Source organism: Microbacterium neimengense, from assembly GCF_054782995.1.
In genome coordinates, this window is sequence record NZ_BAAGRK010000015.1 from 174762 (window position 1) to 196610 (window position 21849).

The 21849-nt window shown below is 68.5% G+C and carries 22 protein-coding genes; 10 read left to right on the forward strand and 12 right to left on the reverse strand.

Annotated features, from left to right (window positions below; all coding sequences use genetic code 11):
- Positions 1-91 precede the first annotated feature (91 nt).
- Both clpX and ACYVJS_RS11390 read left to right on the forward strand, forming a co-directional pair.
- On the forward strand, positions 92-1360 hold the full coding sequence (clpX, locus tag ACYVJS_RS11385) for an ATP-dependent Clp protease ATP-binding subunit ClpX (RefSeq protein ID WP_137416781.1): 1269 nt from the start codon (positions 92-94) through the stop codon (positions 1358-1360).
- 22 nt (positions 1361-1382) lie between these two features.
- Positions 1383-1955, forward strand: coding sequence for a hypothetical protein (locus ACYVJS_RS11390; RefSeq protein WP_460740051.1), 573 nt, complete (start codon positions 1383-1385; stop codon positions 1953-1955).
- A gap of 4 nt (positions 1956-1959) precedes the next feature.
- Here the strand turns inward: ACYVJS_RS11390 and ACYVJS_RS11395 are convergent, their stop codons facing one another.
- From ACYVJS_RS11395 to ACYVJS_RS11410, 4 genes are all read right to left on the reverse strand, one after another.
- A complete protein-coding gene (locus ACYVJS_RS11395) occupies positions 1960-3996 on the reverse strand; it encodes a M3 family metallopeptidase (RefSeq protein ID WP_460740052.1) in 2037 nt (678 codons plus the stop codon).
- A 44-nt stretch (positions 3997-4040) separates the two neighbouring features.
- Positions 4041-4292, reverse strand: coding sequence for a hypothetical protein (locus ACYVJS_RS11400; protein ID WP_460740053.1), 252 nt, complete (start codon positions 4290-4292; stop codon positions 4041-4043).
- A 1-nt stretch (position 4293) separates the two neighbouring features.
- The gene (valS, locus tag ACYVJS_RS11405; protein ID WP_460740055.1) at positions 4294-6879 is read right to left on the reverse strand and encodes a valine--tRNA ligase; all 2586 of its coding nucleotides are present in this window, start codon (positions 6877-6879) and stop codon (positions 4294-4296) included.
- 118 nt (positions 6880-6997) lie between these two features.
- Complete coding sequence (locus ACYVJS_RS11410; protein ID WP_460740056.1) at positions 6998-7366, reverse strand: VOC family protein; 369 nt, start codon at positions 7364-7366, stop codon at positions 6998-7000.
- 57 nt (positions 7367-7423) lie between these two features.
- On the opposite strand from ACYVJS_RS11410, the gene ACYVJS_RS11415 reads away from it, so the two are divergent.
- Positions 7424-7885, forward strand: a complete 462-nt coding sequence (locus ACYVJS_RS11415; RefSeq protein ID WP_274287974.1) for a MarR family winged helix-turn-helix transcriptional regulator — start codon at positions 7424-7426, stop codon at positions 7883-7885.
- On the opposite strand, the gene ACYVJS_RS11420 is transcribed toward ACYVJS_RS11415, so the two are convergent.
- Entirely contained in the window at positions 7882-8406 is a 525-nt protein-coding gene (locus tag ACYVJS_RS11420) for a GNAT family N-acetyltransferase (RefSeq protein WP_460740057.1), read from the reverse strand. The genes ACYVJS_RS11415 and ACYVJS_RS11420 overlap by 4 nt on opposite strands.
- A 242-nt stretch (positions 8407-8648) precedes the next feature.
- On the opposite strand from ACYVJS_RS11420, the gene ileS reads away from it, so the two are divergent.
- Genes ileS through ndk form a run of 4 tightly spaced genes read left to right on the forward strand, consistent with a single transcriptional unit; the run spans position 8649 to position 14223 of the window.
- Positions 8649-12035: an isoleucine--tRNA ligase gene (gene ileS, locus ACYVJS_RS11425; RefSeq protein WP_460740058.1), complete on the forward strand. Its 3387-nt coding sequence runs from the start codon at positions 8649-8651 to the stop codon at positions 12033-12035.
- On the forward strand, positions 12032-13396 hold the full coding sequence (locus ACYVJS_RS11430; RefSeq protein ID WP_460740059.1) for a bifunctional folylpolyglutamate synthase/dihydrofolate synthase: 1365 nt from the start codon (positions 12032-12034) through the stop codon (positions 13394-13396). Before ileS ends, ACYVJS_RS11430 begins: the two co-directional genes overlap by 4 nt.
- Positions 13372-13800 (forward strand): DUF4233 domain-containing protein, encoded by a 429-nt coding sequence (locus ACYVJS_RS11435; protein ID WP_460740060.1) that lies wholly within the window; start codon positions 13372-13374, stop codon positions 13798-13800. Before ACYVJS_RS11430 ends, ACYVJS_RS11435 begins: the two co-directional genes overlap by 25 nt.
- 6 nt (positions 13801-13806) lie before the next feature.
- Positions 13807-14223, forward strand: coding sequence for a nucleoside-diphosphate kinase (ndk, locus tag ACYVJS_RS11440; protein ID WP_243228034.1), 417 nt, complete (start codon positions 13807-13809; stop codon positions 14221-14223).
- Between the two features lie 65 nt (positions 14224-14288).
- On the opposite strand, the gene ACYVJS_RS11445 is transcribed toward ndk, so the two are convergent.
- The 6 genes from ACYVJS_RS11445 to ACYVJS_RS11470 all read right to left on the reverse strand — a co-directional run bounded on the left by ACYVJS_RS11445 (position 14289) and on the right by ACYVJS_RS11470 (position 17952).
- Positions 14289-14732: a hypothetical protein gene (locus ACYVJS_RS11445; RefSeq protein ID WP_460740061.1), complete on the reverse strand. Its 444-nt coding sequence runs from the start codon at positions 14730-14732 to the stop codon at positions 14289-14291.
- Entirely contained in the window at positions 14729-16252 is a 1524-nt protein-coding gene (locus ACYVJS_RS11450; protein WP_460740062.1) for a hypothetical protein, read from the reverse strand. The genes ACYVJS_RS11445 and ACYVJS_RS11450 overlap by 4 nt, the downstream gene beginning before the upstream one ends.
- A complete protein-coding gene (locus ACYVJS_RS11455; protein ID WP_460740063.1) occupies positions 16249-16572 on the reverse strand; it encodes a hypothetical protein in 324 nt (107 codons plus the stop codon). Before ACYVJS_RS11455 ends, ACYVJS_RS11450 begins: the two co-directional genes overlap by 4 nt.
- Entirely contained in the window at positions 16569-16868 is a 300-nt protein-coding gene (locus ACYVJS_RS11460) for a WXG100 family type VII secretion target (RefSeq protein WP_460740064.1), read from the reverse strand. The genes ACYVJS_RS11455 and ACYVJS_RS11460 overlap by 4 nt, the downstream gene beginning before the upstream one ends.
- Positions 16869-16872: 4 nt before the next feature.
- Positions 16873-17271, reverse strand: a complete 399-nt coding sequence (locus ACYVJS_RS11465; RefSeq protein WP_460740065.1) for a YbaB/EbfC family nucleoid-associated protein — start codon at positions 17269-17271, stop codon at positions 16873-16875.
- A gap of 78 nt (positions 17272-17349) precedes the next feature.
- Positions 17350-17952, reverse strand: a complete 603-nt coding sequence (locus ACYVJS_RS11470; protein WP_460740066.1) for a vitamin K epoxide reductase family protein — start codon at positions 17950-17952, stop codon at positions 17350-17352.
- Between the two features lie 280 nt (positions 17953-18232).
- Between ACYVJS_RS11470 and ACYVJS_RS11475 the strand changes: the two genes are divergently transcribed.
- Positions 18233-20686 (forward strand): Rne/Rng family ribonuclease, encoded by a 2454-nt coding sequence (locus tag ACYVJS_RS11475; protein WP_460740067.1) that lies wholly within the window; start codon positions 18233-18235, stop codon positions 20684-20686.
- Between the two features lie 8 nt (positions 20687-20694).
- Here the strand turns inward: ACYVJS_RS11475 and ACYVJS_RS11480 are convergent, their stop codons facing one another.
- Positions 20695-20967, reverse strand: coding sequence for a DUF4031 domain-containing protein (locus ACYVJS_RS11480; RefSeq protein WP_460740068.1), 273 nt, complete (start codon positions 20965-20967; stop codon positions 20695-20697).
- 231 nt (positions 20968-21198) lie between these two features.
- Between ACYVJS_RS11480 and rplU the strand changes: the two genes are divergently transcribed.
- A complete protein-coding gene (rplU, locus tag ACYVJS_RS11485) occupies positions 21199-21507 on the forward strand; it encodes a 50S ribosomal protein L21 (protein ID WP_137416799.1) in 309 nt (102 codons plus the stop codon).
- A 20-nt stretch (positions 21508-21527) separates the two neighbouring features.
- The gene (rpmA, locus tag ACYVJS_RS11490) at positions 21528-21785 is read left to right on the forward strand and encodes a 50S ribosomal protein L27 (RefSeq protein WP_137416800.1); all 258 of its coding nucleotides are present in this window, start codon (positions 21528-21530) and stop codon (positions 21783-21785) included.
- Positions 21786-21849: the final 64 nt, after the last annotated feature.

The following is a 21849-nucleotide window of genomic DNA, read 5'->3' on the forward strand; positions in this document are numbered from 1 at the left end:
TGCACACATCCTGACGCGCAATACGACCGTTGTCCCCGACTCCGGTTAGGCTCGATGTACCGCGCAGCTATCCGGGGGGAAGAGAGGCATCATGGCACGAATCGGTGAGAGCGCCGACCTGTTCAAGTGCTCCTTCTGCGGCAAGAGCCAGAAGCAGGTGCAGCAGCTCATCGCAGGCCCTGGTGTGTACATCTGCGACGAATGCGTCGAGCTGTGCAACGAGATCATCGAAGAGCGCATGGCCGAGCAGACATCCGGCGAGGTCGCCGAGTTCGATCTGCCCAAGCCGCGCGAGATCTTCTCCTTCCTGGAGGACTACGTCGTCGGACAGGAGCAGGCCAAGCGCGCGCTGTCCGTCGCGGTCTACAACCACTACAAGCGCGTGCGCGCGCAGAGCACGATCATCTCCGCCGATCAGCGTGCCGACGAGGTCGACATCGCCAAGAGCAACATCCTCATGCTCGGCCCGACCGGATGCGGCAAGACCTATCTCGCCCAGACGCTCGCCAAGCGTCTCAACGTGCCCTTCGCCGTCGCCGATGCCACCGCGCTGACGGAGGCGGGCTACGTCGGCGAAGACGTCGAGAACATCCTGCTCAAGCTTCTGCAGGCCGCCGACTTCGACACGAAGCGCGCCGAGACGGGGATCATCTACATCGACGAGGTCGACAAGATCGCCCGCAAGGCCGAGAACCCCTCGATCACGCGTGACGTGTCGGGCGAAGGCGTTCAGCAGGCGCTCCTGAAGATCCTGGAGGGCACGGTAGCCTCGGTGCCGCCGCAGGGCGGCCGCAAGCACCCGCATCAGGAGTTCATCCAGATCGACACGACGAATGTGCTGTTCATCGTGGCCGGTGCCTTCGCGGGTCTTGAAGAGATCATCTCCGCGCGCGTGGGCAAGCACGGCGTCGGCTTCGGCGCTCCGCTGCAGCGCAAAGACGACGCGCCCGACCTCTTCAGCGAGGTGCTGCCCGAAGACCTGCACAAGTTCGGGCTCATCCCCGAGTTCATCGGTCGGCTTCCCGTCGTGGCTGCAGTCTCGCCGCTCGACCGCGAGGCGCTCATGGAGATCCTCACGGAGCCGAAGAACGCCCTCGTGAAGCAGTACCAGCGAATGTTCGAGCTCGACGATGTGGAGCTCGACTTCGAGCGAGACGCGCTCGAGGCGATCGCGGAGCTGGCCGTCTCGCGGAAGACCGGTGCGCGCGGACTCCGCGCGATCCTCGAAGACGTGCTCGGTCCGATCATGTTCGAGATCCCCTCCAGCGAGGACGTCGCGAAGGTCGTCGTCACCCGCGCGGCCGTCGAAGAAGGCGCCGCGCCCACGTTGGTGCTGCGCCAGAAGCGCAAGACCGCCTGACCCGCGACCTGCTCGGCTGGCGATGAGCGGCTTATCAGGCTATGGTCGGGAGGCTCGTGTCGGCCCGCTGCGGTGGAACGGACTGCCCGGCCGCGCCGCGCGGTTCCTGATCGCCGCGGAGGCGTCGTGGGGGCTGGATGTCGCCGTCCACGAGTTGGTCAAGCGCGGCTTCGCGACCGGCGATGGCGGATTCGGGACGCGGGTGCAGGCCTCGGGCACCGAGTGGATCGCGCACGACCTGTACCTCGGGGACGTCCAGGTCTCTCGCAAGCGTGGCGTGATCACCTGGCTCCTGGAAGACACCGGACTCGAGATGCTTCGTCCTTTTCGACGCCCCGCGACACCGACGCTGATCGTGGCGTGTGCCCGGCCGATGCAAGGGGGTGCGGAGCTCGTCATCGCCTCGCACGTATCCGTGCGGGGCGCCTCCGACAGCAACGACGCTGCACCCCTGCTCCGTTCTGCGTGGGATGGGATCGAGGAACGTTTCCGCGCAGACGGTGTCTTCGGGTCGCGCGAGAAGCTCTGGCCGATCGAGAACGACGGGTCGCCCGCATCCCAGAAGGTCGTACGCGCGCTGCTCGGCTGGCGCTGACGCCTCAGGAAGCCAGGCCGCGGCGTCGCAGCAGCGGGTCGATCGCAGCGTCGCGGCCGCGGAAGTCGCGGTACGCCTCGAGCGGGTCTTTCGCGCCGCCCACGCCGAGCAGTCGGCGGCGGAACCGCTCGCCTGCGCCCCGATCCAGGCCGCCGTTCTCCTCGAACCACTCGACGGTGTCGGCGTCGAGGACCTCGCTCCAGATGTAGGAGTAGTAGCCCGCGCTGTAGCCGCCCGAGAAGATGTGGGCGAAGTAGGTCGTGGAGTACCGCGGAGGCACGGCGGGCTCGGCGAGTCCGATGTCTTCCAGGGCACGTCGTTCGAAGTCGGCGACGTCGATCTCCGCCAGGGCGTCATCGACGCTCAACGAGTGCCAGGCGAGGTCGAGCCAGGCGGCTGCGAGATACTCGCTCGTCGCGAAGCCCTGGTCGAACGTTCCGGATGCGGTCAGCCGCTCGATCACCTCCGCGGGCAGCGGTTCGTCGGTCTCGATGTGGCGGGCGTAGTTCTCGACGACGCCGGGGGCGAGCATCCACATCTCGTTGACCTGGCTCGGGAACTCGACGAAGTCACGGAAGACGGCCGTTCCGGCGAAATGCGGGTAGCGCGTACGGGCGAACAGCCCGTGGAGCGCGTGTCCGAACTCGTGGAACAGAGTGGTGACCTCGTCGAGGGTCAGCAGAGTCGGCTGTCCCTCACCGGGGTCCGAGACGTTGAGGTTGTTCACCACGACCGGCGCGGATCGGCGCAGCTCGGACGGCGTCACGATGGAGTTCATCCACGCGCCGCCGCGCTTCGTGTCGCGCGTGTAGAGATCGAGGACGTAGAGCCCGAGACCCGTGCCGTCCTCTTCGAACACCTCGAAGACGCGGGCGCCGGGATGGTACGCCACGAGGTCGGGCCGCTCCGTGAAGGTGATGCCGTAGAGCGCGGTGGCGGCCGCGAACACGCCGTCGCGCAGCACGCGCTCGGCCTCGAACCAGGGGCGCAGCCCGGCCGTGTCGATATCCAGCTGCGTCGCGCGCACCTGCTCGGTGGCGTACGCCCAATCGTGCGCCGCGAGGTCGTGGATACCGGAGACCTCGGTGCGTTCCGCCTTCTCCGCGGCGGCGTTGCGGGATGCGGGCTCCGCCAGACGGCGCAACAATCCGGCGACGGCCTCGGGAGAACCGGCGGTCTGATCGGCGGTAACGGCGGCCGCGTGCGTCGGGAAGCCGAGAAGCGCCGCCCGCTCCGCCCGCAGGCGCACGATCTCGCGCACCGTCGCACTGTTGTCGTTGTCGCCGCCGCGTCCGCCCCGGGCGCGCGAGGCGTTCATGATGCGCTCGCGCAAGGGGCGGTCGGCGAGCGATGCCAGCCATGGGTGTCCCGTGAACAGCGGGAGCGTGATCAGCCAGCCGTCCAGCCCGCGCTGCTCCGCCGCTCTGGCTGCGGCGGACCGTTCGCTTGCGGCGAGCCCCTCCAGCTCCCGCTCGTCGCTCACCTGCATCGCGAGCTCATTCGTGTCGGCGAGCAGGTGCTTCTCGAACGTCGTGGTCAGTGTCGACAGTCGCGTGTTGATCTCGACGAGGCGCCGCTTGTCGTCGGAGGAGAGGCCGGCGCCCGCCAGGGTGAGTTCGCGGTGGGTACGCGTGAGCAGCCGGAGCGACTCCGCATCCAGATCCAGTGTGTCGCGCACGTCGTGGAGCGCGCTCACCCGGGCGTAGAGCCGCTCGTCGAGTCGGATGGCGTCGCTGTGAGCGGACAGGAGGGGCGCGAGCTCCTCCTCGATCGCCTGGATGGCGGGAGTGGCGTCCGCCGACGAGACGGTGAAGAACGTCCGACTCACCCGGTCGAGCGTCTCGCCCGCGCGCTCGAGGGCGACGAGCGTGTTCTCGAACGTCGGAGGTGCCGTCTGGGACGCGATCCTGTCGACTTCCGCACGATGCTGACGAAACGCCTCGTCGAACGCGGGCAGGTAGTGCTCGGGCTCGATCGCGGCGTAGTCGGGAAGCGCGTAGGGAAGAGCGGGTGGGGAGAGCAGCGGATTGACGGACGCCATCCGCTCAGACTATCGGCGCTCGCGATGAGGGCCGAGAGGCGGGCTCAGGCGAACTCGTCGTCGACGTCGTGGCGCACGACCGCGGTACCGTCGGCATCGAGCGACACGATGACGCCCGTGTCGAGCTCCGCGACGGGCCGTCCTTCGAGCCACGTCAGCGTCCATCGTGGGGTCGGCTGCGACGACCACTGCGACTCGGTGATGGCCGACTCGACGGCGGCGATCTGCTCACGGAGCGAGGCGGGAACCGAGGCGGGCGGCTCCGTCCGGGCGCTCCAACGCGTGCCGAGCTTCATGTCAGACCTCCTGCGGGGCGAACTCGATGTCGACGACCTGAACGGTCTCGGCGTCGACGATAGCGAGATCGGCGACGCGGCCCACGGCCTTGAGATCACCCTCGGCGCTCGCGAGGGCGGCGGCGATCGCCGACGGCGCCCCGAGCGCCAGACGCGCGATCGGCGTCTTCTGCGAAGCCTTCGCCTCGGTCTTGGCCCGTCGGATGGCGATGAGCGCGGAGCTCGCCGCGGTGAGGACGGCGGGGTCGCCGGCCTCGGCGTCCCCGTGGTTGGCGGTGAGCGACTCGGGCCACGGGGCGGTGTGCACGGAGCCCTCCTCGAACCACGACCATGCTTCCTCCGTCGCGAAGGCGAGCACCGGGGCGAGCAGGCGCAGCAGCGTCGAGAGTGCCGTGCGCAGGGCCAGCGCGGCCGACGCCTGTCCCACGTGGCCCTGATCGTAGGCGCGCTCCTTCACGAGTTCGAGGTAGTCGTCGCAGAACGTCCAGAAGAACGACTCGGTGATCTCCAGGGCGCGCGCGTGGTCGTACGCCTCGAAGGCCGCCGTCGCGTCGCGTACGACGCGGTCGAGCGTGGCGAGCATCGCCGCATCCAGCGCATGGGTGACCTGGGCGCCCTGGGGCACGGGGAAGGACAGCACGAACTTCGCCGCGTTGAGCACCTTGATCGCCAGCCGTCGGCCGATCTTCACCTGGGTGGGGTTCTGCGGGTCGAACGCGGCGTCGGCGCCGAGCCGACTCGACGCCGCCCAGTAGCGCACCGCGTCGGTGCCGTGCTGGTCGAGGATGTCGGCAGGCGTGACGACGTTGCCCTTCGACTTCGACATCTTCTTGCGGTCGGGGTCGACGATGAAGCCGCTGATGGCCGCATCCGTCCACGGCGCACGGTCGTCCTCGAGGGCGGAGCGCACCATCGTGGAGAACAGCCAGGTGCGGATGATGTCCTGACCCTGCGGGCGCAGATCGAACGGTGCGACGAGGTCCCACAGCTCCTCGTCACGCTGCCAACCACCGGCCAGCTGCGGCGTGAGGGACGATGTCGCCCACGTGTCGAAGATGTCCTTCTCGCCCTCGAAGCCCCCAGGGACCCCGCGCTGCGACTCGTCGTAGCCGGGTGCGGTGTCGGTCGTCGGGTCGACGGGAAGCGCGGCGATGTCGGCCGTGATGACGCCGCCCTCGACCCGCTCGCCGTTCTCGTCCAGGGGGTACCAGACCGGGATCGGAACGCCGAAGAAGCGCTGGCGGCTGATGAGCCAGTCGCCGGTGAGTCCGTTGGTCCAGTTCTCGTAGCGCACGCGCATGAAGTCGGGGTGCCACCGCATCCCTGCTCCGAGGGCGAGGAGCTTCTCGCGGAAGGCTTCGTCGCGGGCGCCGTTGCGCAGGTACCACTGGCGCGTGGAGACGATCTCGAGGGCGCGATCACCCTTCTCGTAGAACTTCACCGGGTGGTTGAAGGGCTTGGACACCTCGAGGAGTTCGCCGGAGGCCTCCAACAGCTCGACCATCTTCTTCTTCGCGCTGAACACCGTGAGCCCCGCCAACTCCGCGTAGGCAGCCTTCGCCGCATCCGTCTCGAGGGCGGCCGGCGCATCGGGGAGGATGCGGCCGTCCTTGCCGAGGACCGTGCGGTTCGGCAGATCCAGCTCACGCCACCAGATGATGTCGGTGACGTCGCCGAAGGTGCAGACCATCGCGATGCCCGAGCCCTTGTCCTGCTGAGCCAGCGGGTGTGCGAGCACGGGCACCTCGACGCCGAACACGGGCGTGCGCACGGTCTGGCCGAAGTACGGCTGGTACCGCTCGTCGTTGGGATTGGCGACGAGCGCGACGCAGGCCGCGAGCAGCTCGGGGCGGGTGGTCTCGATGTGGATGTCGCCCGAGCCGTCGGTCTTGTGGAAGGCGAGGCGATGATACGACGCCTGCTGTTCACGGTCCTCCAGCTCGGCCTGGGCGATGGCGGAACGGAAATCGATGTCCCACAGCGTGGGTGCGAGCGCCTGGTACGCCTCGCCGCGCTCCAGGTTGTGGAGGAACGCCAGCTGGCTCGTGCGGATCGTGTCGTTCGAGATCGTGCGGTAGGTCTGCGTCCAGTCGACCGACAGCCCGAGCTGGCGGAAGACGGCCTCGAACGCCTGCTCATCCTCGAGCGTCAGCTCTTCGCAGAGGTCGATGAAGTTGCGACGGCTGATGGGCACCTGATCGGCCGGCTTGAGGCTCTTCGCGTCGCCGCGGAACGGGGGAGTGAAGTCGGGGTCGTATGCCAGGGAGGTGTCGCAGCGCACGCCGTAGTAGTTCTGCACGCGCCGCTCGGTCGGCAGCCCGTTGTCGTCCCATCCCATGGGGTAGAAGACGGTCTTGCCGCGCATCCGCTCGAAGCGCACCTTCACGTCGGTGTGCGTGTAGCTGAACACGTGACCGATGTGCAAGGAGCCGGATGCGGTCGGGGGAGGAGTGTCGACCGAGAACACGCCGCCGCGGCCGGAGGTCTTCGCGGCCTCCCGATCGAAGAGATAGGTGCCCTCGGCGGACCAGGTCTGGTCCCACTTGGCTTCGAGGCCCTCGAGTGCGGGCTTGTCGGGAATGGCCATGGGTGTCTCCTCGATATGTGCGGCACCGTGTGAGCGTGCCTGAGTGTGGGGTGCGGCAAGTCTACCGGGACGCCGGCGTGCCGCATCCGAGAGGGGATGCGGCACGCCGGCACAGGAATCAGACGTGATCGTGGAGGGTGATCCGGTATCCGTCGGGGTCGGCGAAGGTGAAGGTGAGCCCGAACGGGCCTTCGACGGGCGCCGAGACGATGGTGTGTCCTGCGGCGACCAGACCGTCGTGGATCTCCTGGACCCCGCTCGCGTGAAGCCAGATGGCCGTGCCGATGCCCGGCTGATCGACGCCGGAGAGGTCGGTTTCGGGAAGAAGGTCTCGCAGCGCGAACGCGATGGGTGTCGTCGTGAACACCACAGCATGCGGGGGACCGGCGGGCGAGCGCACGAGTCCGAGGTGGGTTTCGTAGAAGGCCTGCGACGCATCGAGATCGCGTACCTGGAGGGAGATGAAGTCGGGACCGGTGACGGGCATGGGAGCTCCTCGCTTGATGTCAGATAACTGACACGCAATCTATGTCAGAATACTGACATGAGTCAACCCGGTGCGCAGATCCATCTCGACACGTCGCTCGGCTACCTCGTCAAGCAGGCAGCGAGCGCGCTGCGTGCCGCGATGGAGGATGTGCTCCGGCCGCTCGGCATGACGATCACCCACTACTCATGCTTGGAACTGCTCGCGCAGCGGCCCGGCTCGACCAACTCCGACCTCGCCCGGGGCACGTTCGTGACACGCCAGTCGATGAACGTGCTGCTGCAGGCGCTCGAGCGCGACGGCGAGGTCGTCCGCCCCGCCGATGCCGCCGTCGGCAAGGCGCTTCCCACGCGGCTGACCCCGTTGGGGCGGCGACGCCTCGACGAGGCGAGCACGGCGGTGCGTTCGGTCGAGGCTCGGATGCTGTCGGGGCTGACCGACACCGAGCAGTCCGCCGCGTTCGCCGCTCTGACGAGCATGGTGCGCTCTCTGCAGGCAGCGCCCGAGACGTCTGCCTAGGCGGTGCGTCGCGCCTGGGTGCGATCGATCGAAAAGCCCAAGTGCGGCATGTCCACCCCGCGGTAGTGCGTGGTGAAGGCGCGGCGCACCCGCATCCCGAGACGGATGGCGACGTTCATGGACGCGATGTTCGTGCTCCGCACCTTCGCCCAGACGGCGTCGACCCCGAGCTCGTCGAACGCCCAGTCGCGGCAGGCGGATGCGGCTTCCACAGCGAATCCGCGATGCCACTGGTCGCGGCGGAAGAGGTGGCCCACCTCGTGCACCTCGTCGGCCTCGATCCGCTGTCGGGTGATGCCCGCCTGGCCGATCATGTCGCCGGCGTGCGTGACCGCCCAGAGACCGAAGCCGTCTTCCGCATAGCGGCGCAACTGCCCGGCGAGCCACCCGCGGATCTCGTCCTCGTCGAAGGCGCCCTCGTAGGCCGTCATCGTGATCTCGTCCCCGAGGATCGCCCGCAGCGCCGGGAGATCGTCCTCGGTCATCGGGCGCAGCGTCAGGCGGTCGGTCGTGATCTGCATGCATCCCATCTTCGGCGACCTGGATCCGCCCCACGGCGCGCTAGAATCGCAGGTACAAGCACGGATCCGGCCATCACCGGGGAGCTCTCGGAAGAACGGCGTTCGCGCCCAGTAGAACCGAGCGGGGCAGGCCCGTCATCGCCGCAGTGAAAGTGGTCGGAGGCGTTTCTCCGGCAAGCAGGGTGGTACCGCGGCTACGGCCGTCCCGGCAGGAAGAGTTCTTCGACCCCTGCGAGATGACGATGACCTACCCCCGTTCCTCGGCCTTCGGACCCGCTGCCGACGTCACGCCGAGCCCGCGCTTTCCCGAGATCGAGCGCGAAGTGCTCGACTTCTGGTCCGCCGACGACACCTTCCGCGCATCCATCGCTCAGCGCGACGGTGCCGACGAGTGGGTCTTCTACGACGGCCCCCCGTTCGCCAACGGTCTGCCGCACTACGGTCACCTGCTCACCGGGTACGCCAAGGACCTGTTCCCGCGCTTCCAGACCATGCGGGGCAAGAAGGTCGACCGCGTCTTCGGGTGGGACACCCACGGACTCCCCGCCGAGCTGGAGGCGATGAAGCAGCTCGGTATCACCGAGAAGGACGAGATCGAGCGCATGGGAGTCGCGACCTTCAACGCGAAGGCCCGTGAGTCCGTCCTGGCTTACACGCACGAGTGGGAGGACTACGTCACCCGCCAGGCCCGATGGGTGGACTTCGAGCGCGGGTACAAGACCCTCGACACCGGGTACATGGAGTCGGTCCTGTGGGCGTTCAAGAACCTGTGGGACAAGGGGCTCGCCTACGAGGGCTACCGCGTGCTGCCGTACTGCTGGCGCGACGAGACGCCGCTGTCGAGCCATGAGCTGCGTATGGACGACGACGTCTACAAGATGCGCCAGGATCCCTCCGTCACGGTCACGTTCCCGCTCGTCGGCGCGAAGGCCGAGGCGCTCGGGCTCACCGGGGTGCGCGCGCTCGCGTGGACGACGACGCCGTGGACGCTTCCCACCAACCTCGCGCTCGCGGTCGGTCCCGCCATCGAGTACGCCGTGCTGCCGGCCGGTCCCGCGGGCGCTGCCGACGTCCACCGTGCGCCCGACGGAACGCCGGACGATGCCCTCGAGACCAGCGCGCACCGCTATCTGCTCGCCGCCGATCTCGTCGGCGCTCACGCGAAGGATCTCGGCTACGACTCGGCGGATGCGGCGCGTGACGCCGTGGAGCGCCGGATCGCCGGCGCGGAGCTGGCGGGCGTGTCCTACGACCGCCTGTTCGACTACTACGCGGACGCCGAGACCTGGGGTACCGAGGACGCCTGGCGCATCCTCGTCGACGACTACGTCACGACCACCGACGGCACCGGCATCGTCCACCAGGCCCCGGCGTACGGTGAGGACGACAAGCGTCTCGCGGATGCGGCGGGTCTGCCGACGATCGTCAGCGTCGATGACGGGGGTCGGTTCCTGCCGCAGGTCGCCGACGTCGCCGGCGAGCTGTGGCTCGACGCCAACCGCCCCCTCATCCGTCTGCTCCGCCAGGAGGGGCGTCTGCTGCGCGAAGCCAGCTACGAGCACTCGTACCCGCACTGCTGGCGCTGCCGGAACCCCCTGATCTACAAGGCCGTCTCGAGCTGGTTCGTGCGCGTCACCGACATCAAGGAGCGCCTGGTCGAGCTCAACGAGCAGATCACCTGGGCTCCCGAGAACGTCAAGCACGGACAGTTCGGCAAGTGGGTCGAGGGAGCGCGCGACTGGTCGATCAGTCGCAACCGTTACTGGGGTTCGCCCATCCCGGTGTGGAAGAGCGACGATCCCGCCTATCCGCGCATCGACGTGTACGGCTCGTTCGAGGAGATCGAGCGCGACTTCGGCCGCCTGCCGCGCGACCCCGAGGGCAACGTCGACCTGCATCGTCCCTACATCGACGAGCTGACCAGGCCCAACCCGGATGACCCCACGGGCACCTCCACCATGCGGCGCATCGAGGACGTCTTCGATGTCTGGTTCGACTCGGGCTCGATGCCCTACGCCCAGGTGCACTACCCGTTCGAGAACCGCGAATGGTTCGACACCCACGCACCCGCCGACTTCATCGTCGAATACATCGGACAGACGCGCGGCTGGTTCTATGTCATGCACGTGCTGTCGGGCGCGCTCTTCGACCGGCCGGCGTTCACGGGTGTCTCCTGCCACGGCATCGTCCTCGGCAGCGACGGACAGAAGATGTCGAAGTCGCTGCGCAACTACCCGGACGTCAGCGAGGTCTTCGACCGCGACGGCTCCGACGCCATGCGATGGTTCCTCATGTCGAGCTCGGTCCTGCGCGGCGGCAACCTCGTGGTCACAGAGGAGGGCATCCGCGCGGGTGTCCGCGAGTTCCTGTTGCCGCTGTGGAACACGTGGTACTTCTTCTCCACCTACGCCAACGCCGCCGGCGGACCCGACGGGTCCGGGTACGAGGCGACGTGGCGCACCGACTCGACCGATGTCCTCGACCGCTACATCCTCGCCCTCACCGGCGATCTCGTGCGCGACGTGGCCGCCGATCTCGAGGTGCTCGACTCGACGACGGCCGCCGCACGCCTGCGAGACTTCGCCGAGGTGCTGACGAACTGGTACATCCGTCGCTCGCGCGACCGCTTCTGGGTCGGGGTCGGAGACGACGCCCGCTCGAGGGAGGCCTTCGACACGCTCTACACGGTGCTGGAGACGCTCACGCGGGTTGCGGCACCGCTCATTCCACTGGTCGCCGAACGCGTCTGGCAGGGGCTCACGGGCGGTCGCAGTGTGCACCTGACCGACTGGCCCGACGCATCTGCTTTCGCCGACGCCGCCGACATCCGTGAGGCGATGGATGCGGTGCGCGAGGTCTCCTCGGTCGCCAACGCGCTGCGCAAGCGCGAGGGCAAGCGCGTGCGGCTGCCGCTGCCGTTGCTGACCGTCGTCGTGCCTCACGCCGGCGCGCTCGGACAGTTCGACGACATCCTGCGCGACGAACTCAACGTGAAGGCGATCGAGCTGGTCGATCTCGGCCAGCACACTGCGACGGAGTACGGCATCACGCACCGCCTCACCGTGAACGCGCGCGCCGCGGGCCCGCGCCTCGGCAAACTCGTGCAGCAGGTCATCCGCGCCGCGAAGGACGGGGACTGGTTCGAGCGCGACGGCGTCGTGACGGCGGGCGGGATCGCCCTCGAGCCCGCGGAGTACGACCTCGTCTTCGAGACCAGCGGGCGCCCGGACGGGGAAGCCCTGGCTGTCCTGGGCGGCGGCGGCTTCGTGCTGCTAGCGACTGCGACGACGCCCGCCCTCGAGGCCGAAGGTCTCGCGCGCGACGTCGTCCGCGCCGTGCAGGACACGCGCAAGGCCGCGGGCTTCGAGGTGAGCGACCGCATCCGGCTCGTTCTGACGTTCGCGGATGCCGCCGATGCGGACGCCGTGGCGTCGGCCTTCGACGCGGCGGACGTCGCGGGCGAGACCCTGGCCCTCCAGGTGCTGGTGACGGGCACCGATGGCACCGAGCGCGTGCGACGCGCCGTCGACAGCCACGATGTCGAGTACACGGGGGAGTTCGCCGCGGGAGCGTACGCGAACGCGGGATCGTTCACCGTGGGCGTCGCACGAGTGGAGGTCGCACGATGAGCGGAACCGAGAACGAGCGCAACCGCGCGGATGCGGTGTACGCGGCGCTGCTGGAGCGGCAGGGCGAGCAGTGGGTGCAGCCGCGCATCGAGCGCACCCGCCGCGTGCTCGAGCTGCTGGACGACCCGCAGCGCACCTATCGCGTCGTTCACGTGACGGGCACGAACGGGAAGACGTCCACGAGTCGGTTGATCGAGAGCCTGCTGCGCACCATGGGGCTGCGCACCGGGCTGTTCACGAGCCCGCATCTGGAGCGTTTCACCGAGCGCATCATGGTCGACGGCGAACCGATCGCGGATGCCGCGGTCGTCGAGGCCTGGGAGGAGATCGTCCCGTTCATCGAGCTGGTGGATGCGGAGCTGATCGCCGAAGGCGGTGCCCGACTCACCTTCTTCGAGGTGCTGACGGTGCTGGCGTTCGTGGCGTTCTCGGACGCTCCCGTCGACGTGGCCGTCATCGAGGTCGGCATGGGCGGCGAGTGGGACTCGACGAACACCGCCGACGGCGACGTTGCGGTCATCGCCCCGGTCGGGATGGACCACGCCGACCGTCTCGGTGACACGATCGAGAAGATCGCCCGCGTGAAGGCGGGAATCATCAAGCAGGACGCTGCGGTCGTCTCCGCAGCGCAGGAGCCGGAGGTCGATCGCGTGCTGCGCGAGGCGGCAGCCGCTCGGGGTGCCACGATCGCGGTCGAGGGCACCGACTTCGCGCTGCGGTCCTACCGCCTCGCGGTCGGGGGACAGCTCCTGGACGTGCAGGGGCTGGCCGGTGAATACGCCGAGCTGTACCTTCCGCTGTACGGCGAGCACCAGGGTCGCAACGCCGCCCTGGCGATCGCGGCCGTCGAGTCCCTCATCGGCGCGGGCTCGCAGACGCTCGCTCCCGATGTCGTCACGGACGGTCTCGGCCAGGCGACTTCGCCGGGGCGCCTCCAGCTTGTGGGGGCGCATCCGACGGTCGTCGTCGATGCGGCACACAATCCGCACGGAGCCACGGCTCTCGTGGAGGCATTGCGCGGATCGTTCGACTTCGACGAGTGGGGCGTCGTGCTCGGCGTCCTCGGCGACAAGGATGCGGAGGGGATCGTCGCGACGCTCGCCCCCGTTGCAGCCCATGTGTTCGCCACCGCTCCCGGCTCCGAGCGGGCGAACGACGCCGACACGATTGCCGACCTGGCCGAGGCGCACGACCTGCGCGTGACCGTCCACGCCGATCTCGCGGATGCGGCCGAGGCCGCCCGCGAGTGGGCCGCCGCATCCGATCGGCGCGCCGTGGTCATCGCCGGTTCCGTCGTGCTGGCGGGAGAGGCGCTCGCCCTCGCAGAGGCCGAGGCATGGAAGGACGGGTGGTCGGCGTGAGCGGCAAGCGTGCGCCGCGGGCGCGGCGTCAGCGCGGCGCGCAGGAGTCGCTCGCGCAGGTCGTGCTCGGTTTCGAGACGATCGTCGTCTTTCTCGCGTGGCTCGTGATCTACGGGCTGAAGTCCACTCCCGACGGTGTCGAGCCGTGGTGGGCGATCGTCGTGGGGTCCGTCTTCGCCGTCGTGATGATCGCCGCCAGCGGCGTCGTGCGCTGGCGATGGGGGATCGCGCTGGGATGGGCGCTGCAGGTGCTCCTTGCCGCCTCGGCGATCCTCGAGCCCGCCATTCTGCTGGTCGCGTTCATTTTCGGTGGCATGTGGGCGTATGCGACGATCAAGGGAGCATCGCTGGACCGCCGCAACGCGCGTCTGGCCGCCGCATCCGCGACTGCGAACGGAGACTGACCCACCATGGCCATCGAAGAAACCCTCGTCCTCGTCAAGCCGGACGGTGTGGCCCGCGGGCTCACCGGCGCCATCCTCGCCCGCATCGAGGCGAAGGGCTACGCGCTCGTCGACCTCCGCCTGGTCGAGCCCGATCGGGGACGCCTCGAACAGCACTACGCCGAGCACGAGGGCAAGCCGTTCTACGAGCCCCTCGTCGAGTTCATGATGTCGGGTCCGTCGGTCGCGATCCGTCTCGCCGGCGACCGCGTCATCGAGGGCTTCCGGTCTCTCGCCGGAACGACTGACCCGACCACCGCCGCGCCCGGCACGATCCGCGGCGACTTCGGTCGCGACTGGGGTCTGAAGGTGCAGCAGAACCTCGTGCACGGCAGCGACAGCCCCGAATCCGCGGCTCGCGAGCTCGGCATCTGGTTCGGCTGACATCCGCTCTCACGACGAAGCCCGCCCCTGCAGGGGCGGGCTTCGTCGTCACTACGGTCAGTCGGTCATTCGGCCGCGGCTCGCTCCAGGTCGTCCCACGATATGGTGCGCCCGTATCCGCGCACGTCCGTGACGCCGAGTTCATTGAACAGGGGCTCGAGTTCCACCCGATCCCCCGAGGGGAGCTCGACTGCGAAGCTGGCTTTCGATGCGCCGATGGTGTTGTTGGCCGCGACGATGCGCAGCACCTCACGCAATTGGGCCGACGTGAACTCCTCGTCTTCGACGGTGAGGCCGACAGAGAGGTACGTCACGAAGCCGTCGACGCCCTTCTCCGCCCATGCGTCCGTCACTGCGAAAGACGCTTCGCGCAGGGCCGCGGGGATCTTCTGTTCGAACGAGTCGTCCGCGAACGGCAGCTGGGCGCAGCCGGTCAGCGCGGCCAGAAGGGCGAAGATGCCGACCAGGAACGCCGGCCGAGACCGTGGGCGGCGTCGGTGCTTGCTCATCGACCCTCCGCAGCCGTGAAGACGCTGTGGTCCACGACCTCGCCGGTGAACAACTCCACCCCGGGCGGTGGGCCGCCGTTTATCTGCTGGTATCGCTGCTCCCACTCCCGCACGGACGCCGTGTAGGCGTCGTTGTCGTGAGCGGCGATGGGATTCGGCGCCCAGGTTCCCTGGGGCGGGAGAACCACGCGGTGCACATTGGACGGAGTCGGGTCGAACGCATTTCCGTCGAGCATCGGAACCGCGTCGTCGAAGTGCTGGAACGCGTACACCGGGATGTTCGAGGGGACGTTGAACGTGTCGACCGGTGACCCGTTGGTAACCACACCGATCGTGTTGTAAGGGAAGGTGGGATCGGAGGCCAGGTTCGCGGCCATGATGCCGCCCTGGCTGAATCCTGTGAGCACGACATCGTCCCCCGGCGATATGCCGGCGTCCTGCATCGCCTCGAGTACCGCACGTTCGTAGACCGTCTTAAACAAGGGATTGTCGAGCATCAGGGCCACGTTCGAATCGCGATCGTTGAGCGCTCCTGTGTCGGGGCCGAACTGCCAATCCTGCGTCGATGGCAGCGAGACGACCCAGTGCTCGGTGCCGTCCGGACCGACCACGCGTTTGATGTCGATCACCGATGCGTCGGCGCCGCCCATCTTGTCTGTGGTGCCGTTGACGCCGACCAGATCGGCGAGCGAGTTCAGCTCGGTGACACCCTGCGAGTCCTCCCACGCCTGCCGCGCGTCGCCACTCAGTGTCGAGGGATCGAGCTCCTCGACGTCGGCGTTCTTCTGGAGGAAGTTCTCCGCCGCACCACCCAGGATCATCCCCACCAGACCGCCGTTGAGCAGGCCGATCATGGGCATCATCTGCGCGATGATCTCCTGGAGACCGGCGAGAGCCTCGGCGATCAGCGGCATCAGGCGCTGGATCAGGGATGCGAGTGCGAACAGCGCCTCCAGCAGGTCGTTGACGAGGCGACTCCCCGCCTGGACGAGCTCGTAGGCCGACTCCGCGAAGTTCTTGATCCGGTCGGCAGCCTCGAACGGGTTGAGCGTGAACGAGAACAGCTCGTCGGCGAAACGCGAGAGGCGCACCAGCAGGTCGCACACGAACGAGCGCGTTGCATCGACGATGCGGGCTGCGAGCCGCAGCGCGCCCGCAGTGGCGGAGGTCCATTCCGCCGCGTCGGTGGCGACGACCGACAGGTCCTCGTACCGCTCGCGCAGGGCCCGCACGGTTCGGCCGTCGAGTTCCGCGAGCGCATTGCGGGCGCTCGTGAACTGCGGCGCGAGCGGCGCGAGCTCGTTGGCGGAGTCCTCCCACGTCGCGGCGAAGCCCGCGACCTCGGCCGAGTTGCCCAGGAGCTGGTCGAACAGCTCGCGCAGCGGCTGGACGTATTGCAGAAGGAGTCCGGCGAAGCCCGGGATCTGGGCGCAGGCGTCACCGCCGGGACCTGAGGCGGGAAGACCACCCGCCCATCCGCCGCTGCGGAGTTCGCCCGCGATGGCTGCGGCGCCGCTCACGACTCGTCTCCCTTGTTGAAGGCGTCCGTGGCGTCCTGCTCGAGTTCAGAGAAGCCCTTCAGCGCTGTTTCGGTGCCGTCGGCCATCTTGTCGGTGAGCTCTCGGGCGCTGGTGAGCAACTCGCGCGAACGCCCGGCGAGGGCCTGGACCGCGGGAACGAGGATGCCCTGGCTCAGCAGGCCGAATGCATCGCCGGATAGTGGCGCGTCGATCTTCCCGGACACGGCGGAGAAGGTCCGAGACGCGTCGCGAAGCGTGCGCACCTGAGCGTTCATTACCTCGCCGTCGAGGATGATCCGTTGGTTCGCCGCCTCGGTCATGATGCCGCCCCCAGGGCACGAGCGCTCTCGAGATCCAAGCGCGAGTATCCGTCCGCGAGCTTTTCCAGTGCCGTGCAGATCGAGCGGACTGTCTCGGCTCGGGTCTCCATAGAGTCCGAGAAGCGGAGCCGCGAGGCGTCGAACGCGATCTGCGCCTCACCCGACCATTCGGCCCGAAGGGTCTTGGCGTCTTCGTCGAGCTGCTCGAGGATGGCATCGATCGCGTCGGCGGCGGCCTTGATGTTGGTGGCCGCCGTTGCGAGGCGCATGGGGGTGACGGTCAGTCGATCCAGCATCGTGTCACCGCAGTTCGGTGCCGGCGCCGAACTGGGCCTGCACCTGCTCGCGTGTCTGTGCGACGACGGGGGAGTCGGCGCCGAGCGACTCGGCCATGCGGTTCAATGCGACCTCCGCCGCGGCGCGCTGCGCCTCACGAACGGTGTCGGTCACGAGACGCGACAGCGTTCTGGCATCCAGGTCGAATGCATCGGCCGCGATGTCGACCTGTTCGATCGCACCGCCGGCGCGGGCTGTGACGGTGACCTCACGGCCGACCGAGTTGATGCTGGCCCGCGCGTCGCGGACGTCGTCGGCCATACGTGCCGCGTCGTGGGCCGCGGTGCGCGCCCGTTCGGTCTGTGCGATGACGCGCATCCGTGCCGCTTCGAGCGCGGCCAGGCTGTCTGCTTCCAGTGACATCGAGTTCCCTCCCCTGACTCGCCATCACCATAGCGAGCCGGAGGAGTTCGTCGGGAACCCTTGTGGACAGCGCCCCGATCAGACAAGCGTGGCGAGCACGTGGAGGCGCGTCTCGGCCAGCACCGCGATGACCGCGTACGCGGCGACCGCCATGAGCGGTACCCAAGCGGCGAGGGAGCCCGCGATCTGCCGGATCCGGTCGCTGACCGGCACGGCACCATTGCGCAGCACGTGCAGGGTCACGGCGAAGAACGAGGGGATCGTCACCGACCACGTGACCATGCACCAGGGGCAGAGGGTGCCGAGCGCGAAGATGCTCTGCCCGATGAGCCAGCACACGAAGGCGAAGGCGAAGGCCATGCCCGCCCAGAAGGTCAACCAGAACCAGCGATTGAAGCGAGCGCCCGCGAGGAGTGCCGCACCGACGACGACGGGTGCGGCCCAGCCGGTGAGGCCCAGGATCGGGTTCGGGAATCCGAACACGCTGCCCTGCCACGACTGCAGGTTGGCGGTGCACTGGACGAGCACGCTGAAGTCGCAGGATGCGGTGGCATTCGGGTCGGCGAGGAGATGGAAGCGCTCGATCGTGAGCGAGAATGCCGCGATCCAGCCGACGACTCCGGCGAGGATGAGCCAGATGGCCAGAGCGATCGGGCGTGCGGGAGCCTGGGACTCGGACATGTTCGGATTATGACACCGCCTTCTCATGCGCGCGCTGAGGGTGACGACGGGTCGGGCATCGCGCCTGACACGGATCGGCGCCGGAAGTGCGATAATGGACGACGATGCCCTGCGTGGCCGCGCTGTTCGGGACATCGACGCAGACTTCGGGCAATGACCGCCCGCGCAGCCCGTGCCGTGTGCCGGCTGCAGACCGAATGAGCCGACGGCACCGCTGGTGCGGCGCCGCACGAGATTTTGCCGGGCGACGCGCGGTGTCGCCCCGGTGAGGAGTACGCCGGTGAAGGCCGATGACGCAAACCAGTCCGATGATCGCAATGAGCAGATCGATGAGCAGCTGACGTTCCCCGTGGACGAGGCTGCTGCTGCGGCGGAAGAGCCGCCCGGTGAGGTCTCGCAGGCTGCGGACGCAGCCGGCGCGCCCGAAGCGGCCGTGGCAGTGAGCGACGCCGATGGGGATGCGGTTGCCGAGCAGCCCGCTGACGCAGCGGAGGCTTCCGCCGACGCAGCCCCGTCAGCTGACGCCGCGCCCGCCGACTCGACGATGGATGAGTCGACCACGGTTGCGGCGGAGCCCGCATCCGACGAGTCGGTCGCCGCCGTCGAGGAGTCCGTCGCTGCTGCTGAGGAGCCGGCCGCGGTCGTCGACGAGAAGCCGGAGGAGCCCGAGGAGAAATCGGGTCCCGTCACGGCCGTCTCGCTCGGACTGCTGCCCGAGGTCTTCGTGTCGGCCGTCTCCACCCAGCTGCACTTCTACGCCCCCGAAGTCGTGCCGCTCCCGGCCCTCCCGGAGCCGGAGGACGAGGACACGCCGTCGTCGTCGAGCCGCCGCCGCGGTCGGCGGCGCGGGTCGGAGCGCGATGACGCTGACAGCGGCCAGTCCGCTCGCCCGCCGCGTCAGCGGGCCGTCGAGGTCATCACGGAGCCGCAGCGCATCAAGGGCTCGACTCGGCTCGAGGCCAAGAAGCAGCGCCGTCGCGACGGTCGTGACGCCGGACGGCGCCGCCCGGTCGTGACGGAGGCGGAGTTCCTCGCGCGCCGCGAGGCCGTCGACCGGGTGATGGTCGTGCGCTCGAAGAACGGCCGCATCCAGATCGCCGTGCTCGAGGACAACGTCCTCGTCGAGCACTACGTGGCGCGCAATCAGGACGCGTCGCTCATCGGCAACGTGTACCTCGGTCGCGTGCAGAACGTGCTGCCCAGCATGGAGGCGGCCTTCGTTGACATCGGTCGTGGCCGCAACGCCGTCCTCTACTCAGGTGAGGTCGACTGGGATGCGGTGGAGACCGGCAACCAGCCGCGACGTATCGAGCTCGCGCTCAAGAGCGGCGACAAGGTGCTGGTGCAGGTCACAAAGGATCCCGTGGGGCACAAGGGCGCGCGTCTCACCAGCCAGATCTCGCTGCCCGGTCGGTACCTCGTATACGTGCCCGGTGGCGCGATGAACGGCATCTCCCGCAAGCTCCCCGACACCGAGCGCGCGCGCCTCAAGCGCATCCTCAAGGAGGTGCTCCCCGAGTCCGCCGGCGTCATCGTGCGTACCGCGGCCGAGGGTGCGACCGAGGAACAGCTGACGCGCGATGTGCAGCGACTCACCGCGCAGTGGGAGCACATCAGCCGCCAGAACGAGTCCGTCCAGGCGCCGGCTCTGCTGCACTCCGAGCCCGACCTGCTCGTGAAGATCGTGCGCGACGTCTTCAACGAGGACTTCACGAAGATGCTCATCCAGGGCGAGGAGGCGCAGCACACCATCGAGGGTTACCTCGAGGCAGTGGCGCCCGACCTGCTGGAGCGCGTCGAGCGTTACGACGGCGGGGGAGACCCGTTCGACGACTTCCGCGTCACCGAGCAGATCGAGAAGGCGCTCGACCGGAAGGTCTGGCTGCCCTCCGGCGGTTCGCTCGTCATCGACCGCACCGAGGCGATGACGGTCGTCGACGTCAACACCGGGAAGTTCGTCGGCTCCGGCGGCAACCTCGAGGAGACGGTCACCAAGAACAACCTCGAGGCGGCGGAGGAGATCGTCCGACAGCTGCGGCTGCGCGACATCGGCGGCATCATCGTCGTCGACTTCATCGACATGGTGCTCGAGTCCAACCGCGACCTCGTGTTGCGCCGACTCATCGAGTGCCTGAGCCGCGACCGCACGAAGCACCAGGTCGCCGAGGTCACCTCGCTCGGCCTCGTGCAGATGACCCGCAAGAAGCTGGGCCTCGGCCTGCTCGAGACCTTCAGTGAGGCCTGCGAGGTCTGCGCCGGTCGCGGGGTCATCGTGCACCACGACCCGGTCGTCAAGCACCGCGGCGGTACCGGCAACGGCAACGGCAGCGGCAACGGCGGCAACAACAACGGCAACGGGCGTCGCTCGCGGCAGAACACGCCGCCGCAGGCCCCGGCGGGTCAGGCGCACGTCATCACCGCAGGGGTGAAGTCGGCTCTGGCTCAGATCGCCGCATCCACGATCCACCCCGGTTCCGAGGAGGCGATGGTCTCCGACGTCGAGGTCTCGGTCGCGTCGGTCGAGGTCGTCGAGCAGGTGGAGGAGCGCCCTCGCGCGAAGCGCAAGAAGCCGCGCCACGAGGCCAAGCCCAAGTCTGAGAAGGAGCTGCTGCTCGACTCCGTCCTGGACGCGCTACCCGAGCCGAAGGCTCCGGGGCAAGGACGTGGACGTCGCCGCGTGACGACCGCCGCGCTTACCGGCACTCCGGTCGTCCACGTTCCCGACGGCGAGTGAGCCCGGCGTCACCGTCCGCGGCGTTCGCGGGCGGTGACGCGCAGTCCTGAGCCGATCAAGGCTCGAACGAGCGTGTGACCGTCGACCGCGTGCGCCCCGGCGGACACGAGGCGCTCGTGCGCGTCATCCGGGACGTCGTAATGATCGAGATCGAAGCCGCGCCGGGGGATCCCGTTGGCGGCAGCGAAGGCGTGGAGTTCATCGAGATCGCTGTCGCTGATGAGGTGCGACCACAGACGGCCATGAGCGGGCCAGCGCGGGTCGTCGATGAGGATCGCCATCCGACGATCGTAGGGCGCTGTCCAGGGCGTCCGGGCTCGCGCGACACGCGCTCCGTCTCCTTTTGCCACCTCGGCCCTCGATCGGGTAAACTCTTCCTTTGGTGCGTCGCCCTATCGCTGGGCACCCGGCTTGACGATGTGCGAGTCGATGCATCACCGGACTTCTCCGCCCCTGGCGGAGTCCCTCCAGACAATCGGAGCCGAGCGCTCCCAAGACGAAACAGGTGTGAAGTGGTTTACGCAGTTGTGCGCGCCGGCGGCCGGCAGGAAAAGGTCGAGGTCGGCACGATCGTCGTTCTCGACCGCCAGCAGGCGAAGATCGGCGAGACCCTCGAGCTGCCGGCCGTCCTGCTCGTCGACGGCGACGCGGTCACGACCGACGCGGCGAAGCTCGCCAAGGTGACGGTCACCGCCGAGGTCCTCGGTGAGGAGCGCGGCCCGAAGATCGTGATCCAGAAGTTCAAGAACAAGACCGGTTACAAGAAGCGCCAGGGGCACCGTCAGGACCTCACGCGCGTCAAGGTCACCGGCATCAAGTAAGTCCAGGAAGAGGCGAAGAAATGGCACACAAAAAGGGCGCGAGCTCGACTCGTAACGGTCGTGACTCGAACGCACAGCGCCTCGGCGTGAAGCGCTTCGGCGGCCAGGTCGTCAACGCGGGCGAGATCATCGTCCGTCAGCGCGGCACGCACTTCCACCCGGGCGCGAATGTCGGCCGCGGTGGCGACGACACGCTGTTCGCGCTGTCGGCCGGTGCCGTGCAGTTCGGCACCAAGGGCGGCCGCAAGGTCGTCAACATCGTGGGCGCCGCGGAGTAATCCGCCGTCACACGCAGACGTCGGCGAGGGGCGGGCTTCGGCCCGCCCCTCGCTTCATATCCAG